Source organism: Kluyvera sp. (assembly GCF_047971185.1).
Classification (GTDB): domain Bacteria; phylum Pseudomonadota; class Gammaproteobacteria; order Enterobacterales; family Enterobacteriaceae; genus Kluyvera.
In genome coordinates, this window is record NZ_JBKDZH010000015.1 from 14,855 (window position 1) to 34,516 (window position 19,662).

Genomic DNA, 19,662 nt, shown 5'->3' on the forward strand with positions numbered 1-19,662 from the left:
TCACCGCACGTTTCAGGAACCATCGCTCATGACACAGACTTTAAGCCAGCTTGAAAACCGTGGCGCGTTTATTGAACGTCACATCGGGCCGGACGCCCAGCAGCAGCAAGAGATGCTCAAAACGGTTGGCGCGGATTCACTCAACGCACTGATTGAACAGATCGTGCCAAAAGATATCCAGCTTGCTACGCCGCCTCAGGTAGGCGACGCCACCACAGAATTCGCCGCGCTGGCGGAGCTGAAAGCGATTGCCGGCCGCAACAAGCGCTTTAAGTCGTACATTGGCATGGGCTACACCCCGGTGCAGCTGCCGCCGGTTATCCTGCGCAACATGCTGGAAAACCCGGGCTGGTACACCGCGTATACCCCGTACCAGCCGGAAGTGTCTCAGGGCCGTCTGGAAGCGCTGCTCAACTTCCAGCAGGTCACGCTGGATCTGACCGGCCTGGACATGGCATCCGCTTCCCTGCTGGATGAAGCGACCGCCGCGGCCGAAGCGATGGCGATGGCCAAGCGCGTCAGCAAACTGAAAAACGCGAACCGCTTTTTTGTCGCGGACGACGTGCATCCGCAAACGCTGGACGTGGTGCGCACCCGCGCGGAAACCTTCGGTTTTGACGTGATTGTCGACAGCGCCGACAAAGCGCTGGAGCACCAGGACGTCTTCGGCGTACTGCTGCAGCAGGTGGGCACTACCGGTGAAGTGCACGACTACAGCCCGCTGATTGCCGAGCTGAAAGCGCGCAAAATCGTGGTCAGCGTCGCCGCTGATTTCATGGCGCTGGTGCTGTTAACCGCACCGGGCAAACAGGGCGCGGATATTGTGTTCGGCTCCGCTCAACGCTTCGGCGTCCCGATGGGCTACGGTGGCCCGCACGCGGCGTTCTTTGCCGCGAAAGATGAATTCAAACGCGCGATGCCGGGCCGTATTATCGGCGTATCGAAAGATGCGGCGGGCAATACCGCGCTGCGCATGGCGATGCAGACTCGCGAGCAGCATATTCGCCGCGAGAAAGCCAACTCCAATATCTGTACCTCGCAGGTGCTGCTGGCCAACATTGCCAGCCTGTACGCGGTCTTCCACGGCCCGGTTGGCCTGAAACGCATTGCGAACCGCATTCACCGCCTGACCGATATTCTGGCTACCGGCCTGCAGCAGAAAGGGCAGAAACTGCGCCATGCGCACTTCTTCGATACCCTGTGCGTGGAAGTGGCGGACAAAGCGGCGGTGCTGGCACGCGCCCAGGCTGCGGAAATCAACCTGCGCAGCGACATTCTGAACGCCGTGGGCATTACCCTGAACGAAACCACCAGTCGTGAAGACGTGCTGGCGCTGTTTAACGTGATCCTCGGCGACAACCATGGCCTGGATATCGACACGCTGGATAAAGACGTGGCGCTCGATAGCCGTTCCATTCAGAGCAGTATGCTGCGCGACGATGCGATCCTCGCGCACCCGGTCTTTAACCGCTACCACAGCGAAACCGAGATGATGCGCTATATGCACTCGCTGGAGCGTAAAGATCTGGCGCTGAATCAGGCGATGATCCCGCTGGGCTCTTGCACCATGAAGCTGAACGCCGCAGCGGAAATGATCCCAATTACCTGGCCGGAATTCGCTGAGCTGCACCCGTTCTGCCCGGTGGGTCAGGCCGAAGGTTACCATCAGATGATCGGTCAGCTTTCCGAGTGGCTGGTGAAACTGACCGGTTACGATGCGCTGTGCATGCAGCCGAACTCCGGCGCGCAGGGCGAATACGCCGGTCTGCTGGCGATTCGCCACTACCACGAAAGCCGCAACGACGGCCATCGTGATATCTGCCTGATCCCAAGCTCGGCGCACGGCACCAACCCGGCTTCCGCACAGATGGCGGGCATGCAGGTGGTAGTGGTGGCCTGCGATAAGAACGGCAACATCGATCTTGCCGATCTGCGCGCGAAAGCCGAGCAGCACGCGGCGAATCTCTCCTGCATCATGGTGACCTACCCATCTACCCACGGCGTGTACGAAGAGACCATCCGTGAAGTGTGCGAAATTGTGCACCAGTTCGGCGGCCAGGTTTACCTCGACGGCGCGAACATGAACGCCCAGGTCGGGATTACCTCTCCGGGCTTTATCGGCGCGGACGTTTCGCACCTGAACCTGCACAAAACCTTCTGCATCCCACACGGCGGCGGCGGCCCGGGCATGGGCCCTATCGGCGTGAAATCGCACCTGGCACCGTTCGTGCCGGGCCACAGCGTGGTGCACATTGAAGGCATGCTGACCCGCCAGGGCGCGGTGTCCGCGGCACCGTTCGGCAGCGCGTCTATTCTGCCAATCAGCTGGATGTACATCCGCATGATGGGCGCGGAAGGGCTGAAGCAGGCCAGCCAGGTAGCAATCCTCAACGCTAACTACATTGCGACTCGCCTGAAAGACGCGTATCCGGTGCTGTACACCGGCAGCCACGGCCATGTGGCGCACGAATGTATTCTGGATATTCGTCCGCTGAAAGAAGAGACCGGCATCAGCGAGCTGGACATTGCTAAGCGCCTGATTGACTACGGTTTCCATGCGCCGACCATGTCCTTCCCGGTGGCGGGCACGCTGATGGTTGAGCCGACGGAATCAGAAGGCAAGGCCGAACTGGACCGCTTTATCGACGCGATGCTGGCGATTCGCAGCGAAATCGACCGCGTGAAAGCGGGCGAGTGGACGCTGGAAGATAACCCGCTGGTCAACTCTCCGCATACCCAGAATGAACTGGTCGCCGAGTGGAATCACGGCTACAGCCGCGAGCTGGCGGTCTTCCCGGCGGGCGTGGCGAACAAGTACTGGCCGACCGTTAAACGTCTTGATGACGTGTACGGCGACCGTAACCTGTTCTGCTCCTGCGTACCAATGAGCGAATACCAGTAATCGCTTGTTTACACTATCTTTTAAAGGCGCTTCGGCGCCTTTATTTTTTTGGGAGAAACGAATGGCACTTGCATTGGTCACCGGCGCAAGCCGGGGAATAGGACGAGCGACGGCGCTACAGCTGGCGCAGGAAGGATATACGGTGGCGGTAAACTATCACCAGAATGCGCGGGCGGCGGGGGAAGTCGTCGACGCCATTGCAACGGCGGGCGGTAAAGCGTTCGCGGTGCAGGCGGATATTGGCGATGAAGCGCAGGTGATGGCGATGTTCGCCCAGCTCGACGCGCAGCCGGAGCCGCTGACGGCGCTGGTGAATAATGCCGGGATATTGTTTACGCAAAGCCGCGTAGAAGCGTTAACTGCCGAACGGATTAATCGCGTATTAACCACCAACGTTACCGGCTATTTCCTGTGCTGTCGGGAAGCGGTAAAGCGCATGGCGATACCGCACGGTGGCAAGGGCGGGGCGATTGTGAACGTCTCATCGGCCGCGGCGCGTCTTGGATCGCCGGGTGAGTATGTGGATTATGCAGCGTCGAAAGGGGCGATTGATACGCTGACCACCGGGCTGTCGATTGAAGTGGCGGCGCAGGGGATCCGCGTAAACGGCGTCAGGCCGGGCTTTATCTATACCGAAATGCATGCCGACGGCGGCGAGCCGGGGCGGGTTGATCGAGTGAAATCGGTTCTGCCGATGCAGCGCGGCGGCCAGCCGGAAGAGGTGGCGCAGGCGATTGTCTGGCTGCTGAGCGAGAAGGCGTCCTATGTGACGGGCAGTTTTCTGGAGCTGGCGGGCGGGAAGTAGTGTGGTGCAGGCCCCTCACCCCGGTCCTCTCCCCAAAGGGGCGAGGGAGAAAACCGACGTCAGCATTTGCACTATCGGTACCCTCTCCCCTTTGGGGAGAGGGTTAGGGTGAGGGGAAACGAACTTACAGACTCTCGCCGTTGCTGGCAATCACCGCTTTATACCACTCAAAGCTTTTCTTCCGCGAACGAGACATATCGCCGGTACCGTCATCGTGCTTATTCACATAGATAAAGCCATAACGCTTGCTGTACTGCCCGGTGGTGAACGACACGCAGTCGATGCAGCCCCACGGCGTGTAGCCCATCAGATCGACGCCGTCGTAGGTCACCGCTTTCATCATCTCTTCGACGTGCGCGCGCAGGTAGTCGATGCGGTAGTCATCGTTGATGCTGCCGTCTTCTTCCACTTTATCGTAAGCGCCAAAGCCGTTTTCCACGATAAACAGCGGCTTCTGATAGCGCTCGTACAGTTCGCACAGTGAATAGCGCAGGCCAACCGGGTCAATCTGCCAGCCCCAGTCGGAGGCTTTCACGTGCGGGTTCGGCACGCTGCCTTCGAAGCCAGAGATCGCGTCCCCTGTGCCGCCTTCCGCTTTCACGGCATTGGTCATGTAGTAGCTGAAGCCCAGATAGTCACAGGTGCCTTCACGCAGAATGGCTTCGTCGCCCGCTTCCATCTTGATGTTGAAGCCGCGACGCTCCCATTCGTTCAGCACATAGCTTGGGTAGTAGCCGCGCAGCTGTACGTCGGTAAAGACATAGCGCTCGCGCATGGACTCCTGGGCGAACATCACGTCTTCCGGCTTACAGGAGAACGGATAGAGCGCCACCATTGCCAGCATACAGCCGACTTTCATCTCCGGGTTAATACGACGCGCGGCTTTCACCGCCAGGGCGCTGGCCACGAACTGGTGGTGCAGCACCTGGTACATGGTCTCTTCCGGGTTTTCATGCTCGGTGTAGACCACGCCGGAACAGCAGTAGCCGAACAGCGGCGCGCGCCAGTTACGCTGGTTGTTGATTTCGTTAAAGGTCATCCAGTATTTGACCTTGTTTTTGTAGCGCTCGAAGACCACTTCGGAGAAGCGTACAAAGAAATCGACCACTTTACGGTTGGTCCAGCCGCCGTATTCCTGCACCAGGTGCAGCGGCATTTCAAAGTGGGAGAGGGTGATAACCGGCTCGATGTTGTATTTCAGCAGCTCATCGAACATGTCATCGTAGAACTTCAGCCCCTCTTCGTTCGGCTGGCTTTCATCGCCGTTCGGGAAAATACGGGTCCAGGCAATGGAGGTACGGAAGCATTTGAAGCCCATCTCAGCGAACAGCTTGATGTCTTCTTTGTAGTGGCCGTGGAAGTCGATCGCTTCGTGGTTTGGATAGTATTTACCCGGCACCACTTCCTGAGTAATTTCACGCGGTACGCCGTGCGCGCCGCCGGTGAGGACGTCACAGATGCTGGGGCCTTTGCCGCCTTTATTCCAGCCGCCTTCAACCTGGTGAGCGGCAACCGCGCCACCCCATAAAAAGTCTTTCGGTAAGGTTAATTTTTTCATCTTTGCAAGGCTCATTGATTAGTCTTAATAAGTCTGAGTCTAACAAAGGAATATTAAATGTCACGATATAACAAATTCCCCCTCGGGGCATATGTTACATCGAAAAAACACCCTGTTTTTTTATGCTAATTTCTTCGCCAGTTTACGGCCTAAGGACTCCAGAATATAGATAACCGGAATCTGCGTCGTAATATCGTAAACGCCGCCGATGCGCGTTTGCGGCACGTGCCAGGAGAGGTTAAAGTCCGCCAGCTTCGCCAGACGCGAGTGTTCATGGCTGGTTATCGACATCACTTTACAGTGATGCAGGCTAAACTGGCTGGCAAAACGCAGGATCTCTTCGGTTTCGCCAGAGACCGAAAGAACAATCGCGAGCGCATTTTTGGCCATATCATTAGTGACCGGAAAATAAGGATCGTCGATATGATTACTGAATTTTCCAATATTCGAAAAGAACCGCGCGCCATATTTCGCCAGCGAGCCAGAAGTGCCTGCGCCAACAAAAATAATACGCTCTGAGGCGAGAATAACCTCTACCGCGCGGTCGAGCAGTTTATCAAATTCATCATTATTGACGCTTTTGAAAAAACTGATAATTTCACTGGCGCCGAAATTTGCCTGCTGCGGCTCTTCCTGCTCGAGATATAATTTGAAGCGAACGCGAAACTCTGAGTAGCCATCGCAGTTGAGCTTGCGGCAAAAACGCATCACCGTGGTGGTGGAAACGCCCGCCGCATCGGCCAGCTCACGAATGGTCATGTACATCACCGTGTCGCGATTTTTGATGACATAGTGATAGACCATCATCTCAAGATTATTGAGGCTGGCGATAGCGGTGTGGGAGAACATGCTCACGGTGGCGATACTCGTTAATGTGAAAATCTAAAGGGAATAATACCATGCAGCCAAACGACATCACTTTTTTTCAGCGCTTCCTGGACGACATTGTTGCCGGGCGTAAGACCATCACCCTGCGCGACGCCGCTGAATCGCATTTTAAAACCGGCGATGTTCTGCGCGTCGGGCGCTATGAAGACGATGGCTATTTCTGCACGATTGAAGTGCTGGCTACCTCAACCGTAACTCTGGATACCCTCAGCGAACGTCATGCGGAGCAGGAAAATATGACCCTGCCGCAGCTTAAGCAGGTCATCAGCGATATCTATCCGGGGGAAAACACCTTTTATGTGATTGAATTTAAATGTATTAAATAAAAAAGCGTACGCGTGTTAGTTGAATGATGTTGTTAAGATGCTGATTAATCTTATTTTATAGTAATTTGCCTATTTATTTTAGCTTACATGCGTTCACTGGAACCATTCTCAGTTACGCTAGTGACGTTGCTTGATTTGACGTTCGCCCGGAGCGCGTAATGGATAAGAAACCACTTGTTCAACAGGGATATTCTTTGGCAGAGGAAGTTGCCAATAGCATTAGTCACGGTGTCGGTTTTGTTCTCGGCATCGTAGGGCTGGTTTTGCTGCTGGTGCAGGCGGTTGACGCTAACGCCAGCGCTACGGCGATTACCAGCTATAGCCTGTATGGCGGCAGTATGATCCTGCTGTTTTTGGCCTCAACGCTGTACCACGCCATTCCCTCACAGCGGGCGAAAGTATGGCTGAAGAAATTCGACCACTGCGCTATCTATTTGCTGATTGCCGGTACCTATACGCCGTTCTTGCTGGTGGGGCTGGACTCGCCGCTGGCGCGCGGGTTAATGATCGTTATCTGGAGCCTGGCGCTGCTGGGGATCTTGTTTAAGCTGACCATTGCGCATCGTTTCAAAGTGTTGTCGCTGGTAACCTATTTGCTCATGGGCTGGCTGTCGCTGATTGTGGTGTATCAACTGGCGGTGAAGCTGGATATCGGCGGGGTGACGCTGCTGGCGGTGGGGGGAATCATCTACTCGCTGGGGGTGATTTTTTATGTCTGCAAGCGGATTCCCTACAACCATGCTATCTGGCACGCGTTTGTGCTGGGCGGTAGCGCCTGCCATTTTCTGGCGATTTATCTGTATGTGGGGCAGGTGGGATAGGTTGAGTGTCATCCCGGGGTCGGCTAAACGCCTCGCCCGGGCTGCGTGGTCCGTCAACGTCTCACCCGGTAGCCCGGCCAGGCGCAGCGCCGCCGGGACGGCGCGAGGCTTAATTACTCTTCATCCAGCGAATACGGCAGCGGCTTGATGCTCAGCGTAAACGCATCGTCGCGCACGCGGAACACGCTGTCGGCTTCCATATCGTTGTTCATCACCACCTGCACCAGCAGCTGACCATCATCCAGCTGTACCGCCGCCAGCACGGTGCCGGTACGACGCCAGTTGTCGCCCATCTGCAGTTCTAAATCTTCCCCGGCTTCCGGTACGCGAGAGGCTTTACCCGCCAGCGTCCACAGCGCGCGTTTGTTGGCACCGCGGAATTTTGCGCGCGCCACCATCTCCTGGCCGGTGTAGCAGCCTTTCTTAAAGCTAATACCGCCCAGCGCCTGTAGGTTGGTGGCCTGTGGGATAAACTGCGCGCTGTTGGCTTCATCAATCACCGGCAGACCGGCTTCGATGTCCAGCGCCAGCCACTGCTGGCTGTTGTTAAGCTGCGCTTCGCCGCGCAGCGCATCGGTCACGCGCTCGGCGGTCACCGCGTCGGTCACCAGCAGGAAACGTTCTTCCGGGGGAGCAAACCATAGCAGCGAGGTTTCACCATCCTGCACGCACGGCGTCTCGGCGCTCGGCAGAGTGCCAAACAGGTTGGCCAGCGCGGCGCGTGCCTGGAACCCGGCTACGCCCAGCAGTACCTGCTCGTCGTCAGGGGCAATCACCACTTTTGAGAACACGGCGTATTTTTTCAGCTGCGTCAGCTGTGCGTCACGCAGACTGCGGCGCTCAATCCAGGCAAAACCGTCCTGCCGGCGGAACAGGCGCAGGTTGCTCCACATTTTACCCTTGGCATCGCAGTGGGCGACCAGCAGATGCTGATGTTCGTCGAGCTGCGCAACGTCGGCGGTCACCTGGCCCTGCAGGTACTTTTCACTGTCGGCACCGGTAATGGTCGCCAGCGCCCAATCATCAAGCGTCATTAACGTCAGCGGTAAACGCGCGGAGGCGGAGGGCTGACGCGGAGGAAAAGGAGTAAAAGCCATATTGATATCCTGAATTGAGTAACGCGCTTATTCCCTCATGGTAAAAGAGATGCCCGCCATTGCAAGCGCTTTCGATGGCCGTTTTGTGCCGTTCGCGCGTTCTGCGAAGCGCCTCGTAATAAGATGAATCCCTTTAATTTATTGAGGTTTTTTTCTGAATATGACGCGTGTAACGTGATATTCCAGTAAAGTAACTGCAAAAAACACGTTAAACTAGTAGCAACGTAATGCTGGAAGGAAATTATGGACATCAATAATAAAGCCCGTATCCATTGGGCATGCCGCCGCGGTATGCGTGAACTCGACATTTCCATCATGCCGTTCTTTGAGCATGAGTACGACACGCTAAGCGATGAAGACAAAGCGCTCTTTATTCGTCTGCTGGAGTGCGACGATCCGGATCTTTTCAACTGGCTGATGAATCACGGCAAACCGGCCGACGCTAACCTCCAGCGCATGGTGCAACTTATTCAGACACGGAATCGGGAACGTGGTCCTGTGGCAATCTGATTTACGCGTCTCCTGGCGCTCACAGTGGCTCTCTTTACTGCTCCACGGGCTGGTGGCGGCTCTGGTGCTGCTGATGCCGTGGCCGCTGAGCTACACCCCGCTCTGGCTGATTTTGCTCTCGCTGGTGGTGTTTGACTGCGTGCGCAGCCAGCGGCGCATTCACTCACACCAGGGGGAAATTAAGCTGCTGATGGACTCCCGTCTGCGCTGGCGTAATCAGGAGTGGGAGATTCTGGGCGCGCCGTGGATGCTGAACTCAGGGATGATGCTGCGGATCCGTCGTCCGGGCGGTCGTCGCCAGCATCTCTGGCTGGCGGCAGACAGCATGAACCCGGAAGAGTGGCGCGACCTGCGGCGGATTCTCCTGCAGCAGCCCGCGCCCAGTAAGCATTAGGAGAACTGCTCGGCCATCTCGCCGAGAATTTGTTCACACCAGCTCTGAATACGTTCGTCGCTGAGGTCGTACTGGTTGGTCTCATCCAGCGCCAGGCCGACAAACAGCTGGCCGTCGGCGATGACCGGTTTCGGGCTGGTGAACTCATAGCCTTCCGTTGGCCAGTAGCCGACGAATTTCACCCCTTTGGTGGCCAGCTTGTCATGCAGCATACCCAGCGCATCGAGGAACCACTCGCCGTAACCGAGCTGGTCGCCCATGCCGTACAGCGCAACGATTTTACCTTCCAGATTCAGCGTATCCAGCTGTTCCCAGACCGCTTCCCAATCTTCCTGAATCTCACCGAAATCCCAGGTCGGGATGCCGAGAATGAGCACGTCGTATTGCTCCATTAAGGCTGGCGAATCATCTTTCAGGTTATGTAGTGTGATCAGTTCCGGGCCGATAATGTCGCGAATTTTCTCCGCTGCCATCTCGGTGTAGCAGGTGCTGGAACCATAAAAAAGGCCGATATTCATGACGAACTGCTCTCGATTCTTGCGATGACGATGCGGCTAGTGTACCAGAAAGGGGCTTAATTCAGGCATAATGGAGTTGATTTTACAGGCAGAGGGCTCGAAGTGGATAAGGATCTTGCTCGCATCGAACAGTTTCTCGATGCGCTGTGGCTGGAGCGAAATCTGGCGGAAAATACGCTCAGCGCGTACCGTCGGGATCTGACCATGGTCGTCGAATGGCTGGTGCATCGGAACCTGACGCTGGAAAGCGTCCAGAGTGACGATCTGCAAAACCTACTCGCCGAGCGGCAGCAGGGCGGCTATAAGGCGACCAGTTCCGCGCGCCTGTTGAGCGCCATGCGCCGTTTCTTCCAGCATCTGTACCGCGAAAAGATTCGCCAGGACGATCCCAGCGCGCTGCTGGCTTCGCCCAAGCTGCCGCAGCGCTTGCCGAAAGATCTCAGCGAAGCGCAGGTTGAGCGCCTGTTGCAGGCACCGCTGGTGGATCAGCCGCTGGAGCTGCGCGATAAAGCGATGCTTGAGGTACTCTATGCCACCGGGCTGCGCGTGTCGGAGCTGGTGGGGCTGACGATGAGCGACATCAGCCTGCGTCAGGGCGTGGTGCGAGTTATCGGTAAAGGCAACAAAGAACGGCTGGTACCGCTGGGCGAAGAGGCGGTCTACTGGGTGGAAAACTGGCTGGAGCACGGCCGCCCGTGGCTGCTGAACGGCGTGGCGATTGATGTGCTGTTTCCTAGCCAGCGTGCCCAGCAGATGACCCGCCAGACCTTCTGGCACCGGATTAAGCATTATGCCCAGTTAGCGGGGATCGATAGCGAAAAGCTGTCGCCGCACGTTTTACGTCACGCGTTCGCCACGCACCTGTTAAACCACGGCGCGGATCTGCGCGTAGTGCAGATGCTGCTTGGGCACAGCGATTTGTCGACCACACAAATTTATACGCACGTCGCGACAGAGCGGCTGCGTCAACTTCATCAACAGCATCATCCGCGCGCATGATGCTGATTTAAAAGGACAGATTATGAAAAAAGGTTTAATGATGTTTACCCTGCTGGCCGCTGCTTTCTCCGGGCTGGCGCAGGCTGACGATGCGGCCATCAAGCAGTCGCTCGCCAAACTGGGCGTGCAGAGCACCGACATTCAGCCCGCGCCGGTGGCCGGGATGAAAACCGTGCTGACCAACAGCGGCGTGCTGTACGTCACCGATGACGGCAAGCACATTATCCAGGGGCCGATGTACGACGTCAGCGGCGCGCAGCCGGTGAATGTCACCAACGCCCTGCTGATGACCCACCTGAAGGCGCTGGAAAAAGAGATGATCGTCTACAAAGCGCCGCAGGAAAAGCATGTGATTACCGTCTTTACCGACATCACCTGCGGCTACTGCCACAAGCTGCACGAAGAGATGAAAGACTATAACGCGCTGGGGATCACCGTGCGCTACCTGGCCTTCCCGCGTCAGGGCATTCAGAGCCAGGCCGAGCAGGACATGAAGTCTATCTGGTGCGCAAAAGACCGCAACAAAGCGTTTGACGATGCGATGAACGGCAAGGGCGTGCAGGCGGCGACCTGCGATATCGACATCGCCAACCACTATGCGCTGGGCGTGCAGTTTGGCGTCACCGGCACCCCGGCGATCGTGCTTAGCGACGGCTTTATGGTCCCGGGCTATCAGGGCCCGAAAGAGATGAAAGCGTTCCTCGACCAACATCAGAAACAGAGCAGCGGTAAATAATTCGCGTGAAACAACAGACTCAACTTCGCCGCCGGGAGGTGGATGATTCCATCACGCTGCCCGCTGAGCTTTCGCCGCTGCTGCGCCGTCTGTACGCCAGCCGCGGCGTGAAATCGCCGGACGATCTCGAACGCGGCCTCAAGGGGATGCTGCACTGGCGCACCCTGACCGGCGTCGAGAAAGCCGTCGAGATGCTGCACGATGCCTTTGAAAAAAATCTGCGCATCATGGTGGTGGGCGACTTCGACGCCGACGGCGCCACCAGCACCGCGCTGAGCGTCCTGTCGCTGCGGGCGATGGGCTGCCGCTCGGTGGAATATCTGGTGCCGAACCGTTTTGAAGACGGCTATGGCTTAAGCCCGGAAGTGGTCGATCAGGCCCACGCGCGCGGCGCGCAGATGATCATGACGGTGGACAACGGGATCTCCTCCCATGCCGGCGTCGATCGCGCACACGAACTGGGGATCTCGGTGCTGGTGACCGATCACCACCTGCCCGGTGAAACGCTGCCCAACGCCGACGCGATGGTTAACCCCAACCTCGCCGACTGCCCATTCCCATCGAAATCGCTGGCGGGCGTCGGCGTAGCGTTCTACCTGATGTTGGTGCTGTGTAACCATCTGAAAGAGAAAGGTTGGTTTGAGTCTCGCGGCATTGCGGTGCCGAAGATTGTCGAATTTCTCGATCTGGTGGCGCTGGGCACCGTGGCTGACGTGGTGCCGCTGGACGTCAACAACCGTATTCTGACCTTCCAGGGGCTGAGCCGCATTCGTGCGGGCGTCTGCCGTCCGGGCATTAAGGCACTGCTGGAGATTGCCAACCGCGACGCCGCGAAGCTGGTGGCCAGCGATCTGGGCTTTGCGCTCGGGCCGCGCCTGAACGCCGCCGGGCGCTTAGACGACATGTCCGTCGGCGTGGCGCTGCTGCTGTGCGATAACCTCGGTGAAGCGCGCGTGCTGGCAAATGAACTGGACGCGTTAAACCAGACCCGTAAAGAAATTGAGCAGGGGATGCAGGCAGAAGCGCTGACCCTGTGCGAACAGCTTGAGCGCAGCCGTGCCGAGCTGCCGGGCGGGCTGGCGATGTATCACCCCGAGTGGCATCAGGGGGTGGTCGGCATTCTGGCTTCCCGCATCAAAGAGCGCTTCCATCGCCCGGTGATCGCCTTTGCCCCTGCGGGCAACGGCCAGTTGAAAGGCTCCGGGCGTTCGATTCAGGGGCTGCATATGCGCGATGCGCTGGAGCGTCTGGACACGCTGTATCCGGGGCTGATGCTGAAGTTCGGCGGCCACGCGATGGCGGCGGGGCTGTCGCTGGAGGAAGAACGCTTCGAAGAGTTCCAGCGCTGCTTCGGCGAGCTGGTCACCGAATGGCTGGACCCGGCGCTGCTGCAGGGGGAGATCCTCTCCGACGGCGAGCTAGGCCCCCAGGAGATGACGCTGGAGATGGCGCAGACGCTGCGTGACGCCGGTCCGTGGGGGCAGATGTTCCCGGAACCGCTGTTTGACGGGCGTTTTCGCCTGCTGCAGCAGCGGCTGGTGGGCGAGCGTCACCTGAAAGTGATGGCCGAACCGGTCGGCGGCGGCCCGCTGCTGGACGGCATTGCCTTCAATGTTGACACCGCCGTCTGGCCGGATAACGGCGTGCGCGAAGTGACTCTGGCCTATCGGCTGGACATTAATGAGTTTCGCGGCAACCGGAGCTTACAGTTGATCATCGAGCATCTGTGGCCGATTTAGCATCTCTTTCACTGTAAATAAGGGCGGGAATCCGCTAAGATTCCGCTCTTATAACCGCATTTTTCTCGTCCATTAAAAGAAAATAGACCATGTTTGAAATAAACCCGGTAAATAATCGCATTCAGGACCTCACGGAGCGCTCCGACGTTCTTAGGGGGTATCTTTGACTATGACGCCAAGAAAGAGCGTCTGGAAGAAGTAAACGCCGAGCTGGAACAGCCGGATGTCTGGAACGAACCCGAACGCGCGCAGGCGCTGGGCAAAGAGCGTTCCTCCCTTGAAGCGATTGTCGATACCCTCGACCAAATGTCTCAGGGCCTGGAAGATGTTTCCGGCCTGCTGGAACTGGCTGTAGAAGCCGACGACGAAGAAACCTTCAACGAAGCCGTTGCCGAGCTGGACACGCTGGAAGAAAAACTGGCGCAGCTGGAGTTCCGTCGTATGTTCTCTGGCGAATACGACAGCGCCGATTGCTACCTTGATATCCAGGCCGGTTCCGGCGGTACTGAAGCGCAGGACTGGGCAAGCATGCTCGAGCGTATGTATCTGCGTTGGGCAGAAGCGCGCGGCTTTAAAACCGAAATTATCGAAGAGTCCGAAGGGGAAGTGGCCGGGATTAAATCCGTGACCATCAAAATCTCCGGCGAATACGCTTACGGCTGGCTGCGTACCGAAACCGGCGTTCACCGCCTGGTGCGTAAGAGCCCGTTCGACTCCGGCGGCCGTCGCCACACCTCCTTTAGCTCCGCATTCGTCTACCCGGAAGTCGATGACGATATCGATATCGACATCAACCCGGCGGATCTGCGCATCGACGTTTACCGTGCCTCCGGCGCGGGCGGTCAGCACGTTAACCGTACGGAATCCGCGGTGCGTATCACCCACATCCCGACCGGGATCGTGACCCAGTGCCAGAACGACCGTTCCCAGCACAAGAACAAAGACCAGGCCATGAAGCAGATGAAAGCGAAGCTTTATGAACTGGAGATGCAGAAAAAGAACGCGGAAAAACAGGCGATGGAAGACAACAAATCCGACATCGGCTGGGGTAGCCAGATTCGTTCCTATGTCCTGGACGATTCCCGAATTAAAGACCTGCGCACCGGGGTTGAAACCCGCAATACGCAGGCGGTACTGGACGGCAGTCTGGATCAATTTATCGAAGCAAGTTTGAAAGCAGGGTTATGAGGAACCAACATGTCTGAACAAAACGCACAAGGCGCTGACGAGGTAGTCGATCTTAACAACGAAATGAAGGCACGCCGCGAGAAGCTGGCTGCACTGCGTGAGCAGGGCATCCCGTTCCCTAACGATTTCCGTCGCGACCGTACCTCTGACCAACTGCACGCTGAATTCGATGGTAAGGAAGGCGAAGAGCTCGAAGCGCTGAATATCGAAGTCTCCGTTGCGGGTCGTATGATGACTCGCCGTATTATGGGTAAAGCCTCCTTCGTGACGCTGCAGGACGTGGGCGGCCGCATTCAGCTGTACGTGGCGCGTGACGATCTGCCGGAAGGCGTTTACAACGAGCAGTTCAAGAAATGGGACCTCGGCGACATTCTGGGCGCCAAAGGTAAACTGTTCAAAACCAAGACCGGCGAACTGTCTATCCACTGCACCGAACTGCGTCTGCTGACCAAAGCGCTGCGTCCGCTGCCGGACAAATTCCACGGCCTGCAGGATCAGGAAGCGCGCTACCGTCAGCGTTACCTGGACCTCATCTCTAACGATGAATCCCGTAATACCTTTAAAGTGCGCTCGCAGATCCTGGCTGGCATCCGTCAGTTCATGGTCGGCCGCGGCTTTATGGAAGTGGAAACCCCGATGATGCAGGTCATCCCTGGCGGCGCGTCTGCCCGTCCGTTCATCACCCATCACAACGCGCTGGACCTGGACATGTACCTGCGTATCGCGCCGGAACTGTACCTGAAACGTCTGGTGGTTGGCGGCTTCGAACGCGTGTTCGAAATCAACCGTAACTTCCGTAACGAAGGTATCTCCGTTCGCCACAACCCTGAGTTCACTATGATGGAACTCTACATGGCGTACGCGGACTACAAAGATCTGATCGAACTGACCGAGTCCCTGTTCCGTACCCTGGCGCAGGATATTCTGGGCCACACCGCGGTGCCTTACGGCGACCAGACTTTCGACTTCGGCAAGCCGTTCGAAAAACTGACCATGCGTGAAGCGATCAAGAAATACCGTCCGGAAACGGAAATGGCCGATCTGGATAACTTCGACTCCGCGAAAGCCATTGCTGAAAGCATCGGCGTGCACGTTGAGAAGAGCTGGGGTCTGGGCCGCATCGTGACCGAGATCTTCGAAGAAGTGGCGGAAGCGCACCTGATTCAGCCGACCTTCATCACCGAGTACCCGGCAGAGGTTTCTCCGCTGGCGCGCCGTAACGACGTGAACCCGGAAATCACCGACCGCTTTGAATTCTTCATCGGCGGCCGCGAAATCGGTAACGGTTTCAGCGAGCTGAACGACGCGGAAGACCAGGCGCAGCGTTTCCAGGATCAGGTTAACGCTAAAGAAGCGGGCGATGACGAAGCGATGTTCTACGACGAAGACTACGTCACCGCGCTGGAACACGGCCTGCCGCCGACCGCGGGTCTGGGTATCGGTATCGACCGTATGGTCATGCTGTTCACCAACAGCCACACCATTCGCGACGTGATCCTGTTCCCGGCGATGCGTCCGGTGAAATAATCGCGCGAGCGAGATGCAAAAAACCCGGCGATGCCGGGTTTTTTTATGCCTGATGGCCGGTAGCCCGGCCGAGCGCAGCGACGCCGGGAATGTTCAGCTACGCGCGAATGCAATAAACGCCTGACGCGCCTCTTCGTCAGCCGCTTCCATCACCATCCACGGGCTAAACGCCCACGGCGTCAGCGCCAGCGCGCGCAGCGCATCGTCGAGCTCGCACCACTGATATTCGATTACCTCGTCGGCGTTCGGCTGTACGGCGCTGGTGACGCGGGCCGCATACACCGGGCACACCTCGTTTTCGACGATGCCGTTAGGCGCGACGGCGCGATAGCGGAAGTCGGGGGCGACCGAGGTGACGTGGCTTATTTCGACGCCCAGCTCAAAGCGGCAGCGGCGGATAATGGCCTGTTCGAAGGTCTCGCCCTGCTGTGGATGCCCGCAGACCGAGTTGGTCCATACGCCGGGCCAGGCCACTTTGCTTAAAGAGCGGCGGGTGACCAGGAGCTGGCCGCGATCGTTGAATAACCAACAAGAGAAGGCGAGGTGCAGTGGGGTAGAGAGCGTGTGCGCGGCATACTTGTCCAGTATTCCGCACGGTTGATCGTGCTCATCGAGCAAAATGACGTGTTCCCCTGCCATGGCAACTCCTGAAAATGAAAGATGACCCGGCATAAACCCACCGGGTCATATACTCAGGCAACCAGCGTAGCCCATAAGTGGGAAAAAGGCATTACCAAAACAAGCCCAGGCAACATGTTTGCAACCGGAAAAAGCTTAATATTACAAATACGCAGCCCCGTCGCTACCATCAGCAGCCCGCCCGCGCAGGAGAAGTCCGCCATCATCGACGGCGTAATCATCGGCAGCAGGAACACCGCCAGCATCGCCAGCGCCAGCTGAATGATTAACTGCGGAATGGCAATGGTCATTACCGCAAAGCCGAGTAGGGTGGCAAAAATGCCGGCGGTGAACAGATCGAGAATGGTTTTGATGTACAGGATCGACGGATCGCCGCTCATCCCTTCGGTCATCGCCCCGAATACGCCCGTACCGCTGGCGCAGAACAGCACCAGAATGGCGACGAACTTCTCGGTGAACTCTTCGTGGCTTAAGCCTTGTACCGGCGGCAGCACTTTGTTGATCAGGCCGCGCGTTGAACCGGCGGCTTTACCAATCCCGCTTTCCAGATGCAGCAGCTCGCCAATCAGCGCGCCGACAATCATCGCCAGCACCACCGCAGGCATATATTGCACCTTCAGTACCAGCGTAATACCCAGACCAACCGAGCACAGCCCGAAGGTCATCGGCAGCGCCGTTTTGACGCGATCCGGGAGTTTACTTCCCGCCAGCGCGCCAATTAGCCCGCCGATCACCACGGCGGACCCGTTTACATAAGGACCGATTAACATGAGAGTTTCCTTTATCGCACTAGCCGTCGTGGCGCAGCGATCCTTCGCCCCAGCGCGGGATGTTATCCACGTCGATATCGAACAGGTCGAGCGCACGGTTGACGCTATGCGTAATAATGTCGTCCGCGGTTTGCGGACGCTGATAGAGGGCCGGAACCGGCGGGAAAATAATCCCGCCCATTTCCGTCACGGCGGCCATATTGCGGATATGGCCAAGGTTTAACGGCGTTTCGCGCGCCAGCAGCACCAGACGGCGGCGTTCTTTAAGCACCACGTCCGCGGCGCGCGTGAGCAGGTTATCGGTCAGACAATGCGCAATGGCACCCAGCGTTCGCATGGAGCAGGGGGCGACCAGCATGCCCAGCGTTTTAAACGAACCGCTGGAGATGGCCGCGCCCAGGTTGCCAATCGGGTGCACGACGTCCGCCATCGCCATCACCGCGTCCAGCCGATAGTCCGTCTCCAGCTCACAGGTTTTTTCCGCCCCTTTCGAGACGACCAGATGAACCTCCAGCGGCAGGGGCTGAAGCAGCTCCAGCGCCTTCACGCCGTACTGAAAACCGGATGCGCCGCTGATGCCGATGATGATGCGTGGTGTCATTGTCTGTTCCTCTTACTCGAAGTCCGGCAGGAAGCGTTTCACGTCTACTTCTTTGAATTTAGAACGTTCAAAGTGATGTTTCAGGTGGAACGGCACGGTGCAGTCAAAAATGGTTTTGCAGGACATCCCCTGTTGCAGAATGCTCGGGCTGTATTCCGGCACCTGTGATGGATCCAGCGGGTGGCAGCGCACGCCCGGAATAGTGATGGTGTCGACGTCGCCCTGGTAGCGCGTTTGCATCGCCCACAGCACATCGTCGCTATCGAAGATGTCCACGTCCTCGTCCACCAGAATCACGTGCTTCAGCTCCGGGAACGCCGAGAATGCCAGCAGCGCGGCCTGGCGCTGGCGACCTTCATCCGCCGGGGAGAATTTCTTGAACTGCATCACCGCCAGCAGCTTGCCGCCGCCCGCCGAGTGGGCGAAGACGTTCAGCAGTTTGCCCGGCATTGCGCGGCCGACCATATCCAGGATGCTGGCTTCGGTCGGGATCCCCGCCATGTTGACGTGTTCCTCGCCTGGCCCGACGGTGGTGCGCCAGATTGGGCTGTGGCGATGGGTGACCGCTTTCACTTTAATCACCGGCAGGGCGTCTTTTGACTCGCCGGTATAGCCCGGGAATTCCGGCATCGCGCGGCCGGTGTTGGTGTTCTGATCTTCACGTACGCGCACGTTCGGCAGCAGCTCGCCTTCAATGATGATCTCGGCGTGGGCAATGGCTTTTTCGTTGATGGTCAGGCATTTCACCATTTCAACGGCCTGCCCGCGCAGCGAACCGGCAATGCTCAGCTCATCGAAGCCCAGCGGAGTGGTCGGCGGCTCAAAGCAGGCGGCAATTTCAATGGCCGGATCGACGCCGATGCTGATGGAGATTGGCAGCGGCTGGCCCAGTTCTTCGGCTTTCATGCGGAACGCATCGATATGGCGGCCCGGCGTCAGCCACATTGATAGCTCATCGCGGCTCTGCACGCACAGGCGGTGAATGGTGATGTCGGACTCATGCGTCTCGGGATCGGAGGCATAGCACAGGCCCATGGTGATATAGGGACCGGCATCCTCTTCGGTATTGGTCGGCGCGGGCAGCAGCTTGCGCAGGTCAAAGTCGGCGTCGGTGGCCAGATGAACCACTTCCTGAGCGACCGCTTTCTCCGTGGTCAGCACCGGCGGAATCGGGCGCTGTACCGAGTCTTTCAGCAGGTGTCCGAGCCTTTCCGGCGGGCAGTTCAGGAAGTGGCTAACGCGTTTGCGCGAGCCGTTGATACCGATGGCGACGCTGATGTCGTCAAAGCCTTTAATTTTATTGAACATCATCACCGGGCCGTTTTTACGGGTTGGACGCTGGCAGGTGCCGCCAGCCCCCACGTAACGATATACGCCAGACAGTTCGGCGTGTGGATCAACTTCGGTGTCGGTTTCAACATATTCACCCGGCAGCGTTTTCAGCAGCGCGAGCGCAGAGCGCAGGTCGCGTACAGTGGTGTCATTTTTCACGGTATATTCCTGTTGATATTCGGGAAGCATTTCTGCGTTCAACCCTATTCCTTACGCTGAGTGTGGGCAAATACCGTTTAGCCAGGTCTGGGTAGATCAAAAAGATGTGGCTACACGCGGTGGGAAATCGTGCGTAGACTAGGGCAAGGTCAT

General features: G+C 57.7%; 19 protein-coding genes. 11 read left to right on the forward strand and 8 right to left on the reverse strand.

The features are described from left to right. The first annotated feature begins 28 nt into the window (after nucleotides 1-28). Together gcvP and ACK5JN_RS03395 are read left to right on the forward strand one after the other, a co-directional pair. Complete coding sequence (gene gcvP, locus ACK5JN_RS03390) at nucleotides 29-2,902, forward strand: aminomethyl-transferring glycine dehydrogenase (RefSeq protein ID WP_416868866.1); 2,874 nt, start codon at nucleotides 29-31, stop codon at nucleotides 2,900-2,902. Between the two features lie 61 nt (nucleotides 2,903-2,963). Then, nucleotides 2,964-3,707: an SDR family oxidoreductase gene (locus tag ACK5JN_RS03395; RefSeq protein ID WP_416868867.1), complete on the forward strand. Its 744-nt coding sequence runs from the start codon at nucleotides 2,964-2,966 to the stop codon at nucleotides 3,705-3,707. Nucleotides 3,708-3,831: 124 nt separating this feature from the next. Here the strand turns inward: ACK5JN_RS03395 and bglA are convergent, their stop codons facing one another. Further along, the gene (bglA, locus tag ACK5JN_RS03400; RefSeq protein WP_416868868.1) at nucleotides 3,832-5,265 is read right to left on the reverse strand and encodes a 6-phospho-beta-glucosidase BglA; all 1,434 of its coding nucleotides are present in this window, start codon (nucleotides 5,263-5,265) and stop codon (nucleotides 3,832-3,834) included. A gap of 120 nt (nucleotides 5,266-5,385) precedes the next feature. Next, the gene (locus tag ACK5JN_RS03405; protein ID WP_416868987.1) at nucleotides 5,386-6,114 is read right to left on the reverse strand and encodes a MurR/RpiR family transcriptional regulator; all 729 of its coding nucleotides are present in this window, start codon (nucleotides 6,112-6,114) and stop codon (nucleotides 5,386-5,388) included. Nucleotides 6,115-6,164: 50 nt separating this feature from the next. Between ACK5JN_RS03405 and yqfB the strand changes: the two genes are divergently transcribed. After that, on the forward strand, nucleotides 6,165-6,479 hold the full coding sequence (gene yqfB / locus ACK5JN_RS03410) for a N(4)-acetylcytidine aminohydrolase (protein WP_416868869.1): 315 nt from the start codon (nucleotides 6,165-6,167) through the stop codon (nucleotides 6,477-6,479). Nucleotides 6,480-6,637: 158 nt separating this feature from the next. Further along, entirely contained in the window at nucleotides 6,638-7,300 is a 663-nt protein-coding gene (trhA, locus tag ACK5JN_RS03415) for a PAQR family membrane homeostasis protein TrhA (protein ID WP_416868870.1), read from the forward strand. 113 nt (nucleotides 7,301-7,413) lie between these two features. On the opposite strand, the gene ygfZ is transcribed toward trhA, so the two are convergent. Further along, the gene (ygfZ, locus tag ACK5JN_RS03420) at nucleotides 7,414-8,397 is read right to left on the reverse strand and encodes a tRNA-modifying protein YgfZ (protein ID WP_416868871.1); all 984 of its coding nucleotides are present in this window, start codon (nucleotides 8,395-8,397) and stop codon (nucleotides 7,414-7,416) included. Nucleotides 8,398-8,640: 243 nt separating this feature from the next. On the opposite strand from ygfZ, the gene sdhE reads away from it, so the two are divergent. Both sdhE and ACK5JN_RS03430 read left to right on the forward strand, forming a co-directional pair. Further along, a complete protein-coding gene (sdhE, locus tag ACK5JN_RS03425) occupies nucleotides 8,641-8,907 on the forward strand; it encodes an FAD assembly factor SdhE (protein ID WP_106925781.1) in 267 nt (88 codons plus the stop codon). Next, the gene (locus tag ACK5JN_RS03430; RefSeq protein ID WP_416868872.1) at nucleotides 8,888-9,301 is read left to right on the forward strand and encodes a protein YgfX; all 414 of its coding nucleotides are present in this window, start codon (nucleotides 8,888-8,890) and stop codon (nucleotides 9,299-9,301) included. Before sdhE ends, ACK5JN_RS03430 begins: the two co-directional genes overlap by 20 nt. Here the strand turns inward: ACK5JN_RS03430 and fldB are convergent. Beyond that, nucleotides 9,298-9,819 carry a flavodoxin FldB gene (gene fldB, locus ACK5JN_RS03435; protein ID WP_064542782.1) on the reverse strand — a complete coding sequence of 174 codons (522 nt, stop codon included), beginning with the start codon at nucleotides 9,817-9,819 and terminating at the stop codon, nucleotides 9,298-9,300. The genes ACK5JN_RS03430 and fldB overlap by 4 nt on opposite strands. Nucleotides 9,820-9,921: 102 nt before the next feature. Between fldB and xerD the strand changes: the two genes are divergently transcribed. The 5 genes from xerD to lysS all read left to right on the forward strand — a co-directional run bounded on the left by xerD (nucleotide 9,922) and on the right by lysS (nucleotide 16,008). Then, nucleotides 9,922-10,818, forward strand: coding sequence for a site-specific tyrosine recombinase XerD (gene xerD / locus ACK5JN_RS03440; protein WP_416868873.1), 897 nt, complete (start codon nucleotides 9,922-9,924; stop codon nucleotides 10,816-10,818). Nucleotides 10,819-10,840: 22 nt separating this feature from the next. Beyond that, nucleotides 10,841-11,554, forward strand: coding sequence for a bifunctional protein-disulfide isomerase/oxidoreductase DsbC (gene dsbC / locus ACK5JN_RS03445; RefSeq protein ID WP_416868874.1), 714 nt, complete (start codon nucleotides 10,841-10,843; stop codon nucleotides 11,552-11,554). 5 nt (nucleotides 11,555-11,559) lie between these two features. Continuing rightward, the gene (gene recJ, locus ACK5JN_RS03450; RefSeq protein ID WP_416868875.1) at nucleotides 11,560-13,293 is read left to right on the forward strand and encodes a single-stranded-DNA-specific exonuclease RecJ; all 1,734 of its coding nucleotides are present in this window, start codon (nucleotides 11,560-11,562) and stop codon (nucleotides 13,291-13,293) included. An 89-nt stretch (nucleotides 13,294-13,382) separates the two neighbouring features. Beyond that, nucleotides 13,383-14,481, forward strand: a protein-coding gene (gene prfB / locus ACK5JN_RS03455) for a peptide chain release factor 2 (protein WP_416868876.1) whose coding sequence is annotated in 2 segments (ribosomal slippage) — nucleotides 13,383-13,457 and nucleotides 13,459-14,481 — 1,098 coding nt in all. Because the reading frame shifts where the segments join, the coding sequence is not laid out codon by codon here. 9 nt (nucleotides 14,482-14,490) lie between these two features. Then, nucleotides 14,491-16,008 carry a lysine--tRNA ligase gene (gene lysS, locus ACK5JN_RS03460; protein ID WP_416868877.1) on the forward strand — a complete coding sequence of 506 codons (1,518 nt, stop codon included), beginning with the start codon at nucleotides 14,491-14,493 and terminating at the stop codon, nucleotides 16,006-16,008. A gap of 93 nt (nucleotides 16,009-16,101) precedes the next feature. Here the strand turns inward: lysS and idi are convergent, their stop codons facing one another. Genes idi through ACK5JN_RS03480 form a run of 4 tightly spaced genes read right to left on the reverse strand, consistent with a single transcriptional unit; the run spans nucleotide 16,102 to nucleotide 19,509 of the window. Continuing rightward, a complete protein-coding gene (gene idi, locus ACK5JN_RS03465) occupies nucleotides 16,102-16,647 on the reverse strand; it encodes an isopentenyl-diphosphate Delta-isomerase (protein WP_416868878.1) in 546 nt (181 codons plus the stop codon). A gap of 53 nt (nucleotides 16,648-16,700) precedes the next feature. Next, nucleotides 16,701-17,417 (reverse strand): DUF554 domain-containing protein, encoded by a 717-nt coding sequence (locus tag ACK5JN_RS03470; RefSeq protein ID WP_416868879.1) that lies wholly within the window; start codon nucleotides 17,415-17,417, stop codon nucleotides 16,701-16,703. Nucleotides 17,418-17,436: 19 nt separating this feature from the next. Beyond that, a complete protein-coding gene (locus tag ACK5JN_RS03475; RefSeq protein WP_416868880.1) occupies nucleotides 17,437-18,018 on the reverse strand; it encodes a UbiX family flavin prenyltransferase in 582 nt (193 codons plus the stop codon). Nucleotides 18,019-18,030: 12 nt separating this feature from the next. Then, nucleotides 18,031-19,509 (reverse strand): UbiD family decarboxylase, encoded by a 1,479-nt coding sequence (locus tag ACK5JN_RS03480; RefSeq protein ID WP_416868881.1) that lies wholly within the window; start codon nucleotides 19,507-19,509, stop codon nucleotides 18,031-18,033. Between the last annotated feature and the right edge of the window lie 153 nt (nucleotides 19,510-19,662).

Bases quoted from the DNA above. Each gene is read 5' to 3' on its own strand.
- gcvP (WP_416868866.1), top strand. From the start codon at position 29: ATGACACAGACTTTAAGCCAGCTTGAAAACCGTGGCGCGTTTATTGAA.
- ACK5JN_RS03395 (WP_416868867.1), top strand. From the start codon at position 2,964: ATGGCACTTGCATTGGTCACCGGCGCAAGCCGGGGAATAGGACGAGCG.
- bglA (WP_416868868.1), bottom strand. From the start codon at position 5,265: ATGAAAAAATTAACCTTACCGAAAGACTTTTTATGGGGTGGCGCGGTT.
- ACK5JN_RS03405 (WP_416868987.1), bottom strand. From the start codon at position 6,114: ATGTTCTCCCACACCGCTATCGCCAGCCTCAATAATCTTGAGATGATG.
- yqfB (WP_416868869.1), top strand. From the start codon at position 6,165: ATGCAGCCAAACGACATCACTTTTTTTCAGCGCTTCCTGGACGACATT.
- trhA (WP_416868870.1), top strand. From the start codon at position 6,638: ATGGATAAGAAACCACTTGTTCAACAGGGATATTCTTTGGCAGAGGAA.
- ygfZ (WP_416868871.1), bottom strand. From the start codon at position 8,397: ATGGCTTTTACTCCTTTTCCTCCGCGTCAGCCCTCCGCCTCCGCGCGT.
- sdhE (WP_106925781.1), top strand. From the start codon at position 8,641: ATGGACATCAATAATAAAGCCCGTATCCATTGGGCATGCCGCCGCGGT.
- fldB (WP_064542782.1), bottom strand. From the start codon at position 9,819: ATGAATATCGGCCTTTTTTATGGTTCCAGCACCTGCTACACCGAGATG.
- dsbC (WP_416868874.1), top strand. From the start codon at position 10,841: ATGAAAAAAGGTTTAATGATGTTTACCCTGCTGGCCGCTGCTTTCTCC.
- lysS (WP_416868877.1), top strand. From the start codon at position 14,491: ATGTCTGAACAAAACGCACAAGGCGCTGACGAGGTAGTCGATCTTAAC.
- idi (WP_416868878.1), bottom strand. From the start codon at position 16,647: ATGGCAGGGGAACACGTCATTTTGCTCGATGAGCACGATCAACCGTGC.
- ACK5JN_RS03470 (WP_416868879.1), bottom strand. From the start codon at position 17,417: ATGTTAATCGGTCCTTATGTAAACGGGTCCGCCGTGGTGATCGGCGGG.
- ACK5JN_RS03475 (WP_416868880.1), bottom strand. From the start codon at position 18,018: ATGACACCACGCATCATCATCGGCATCAGCGGCGCATCCGGTTTTCAG.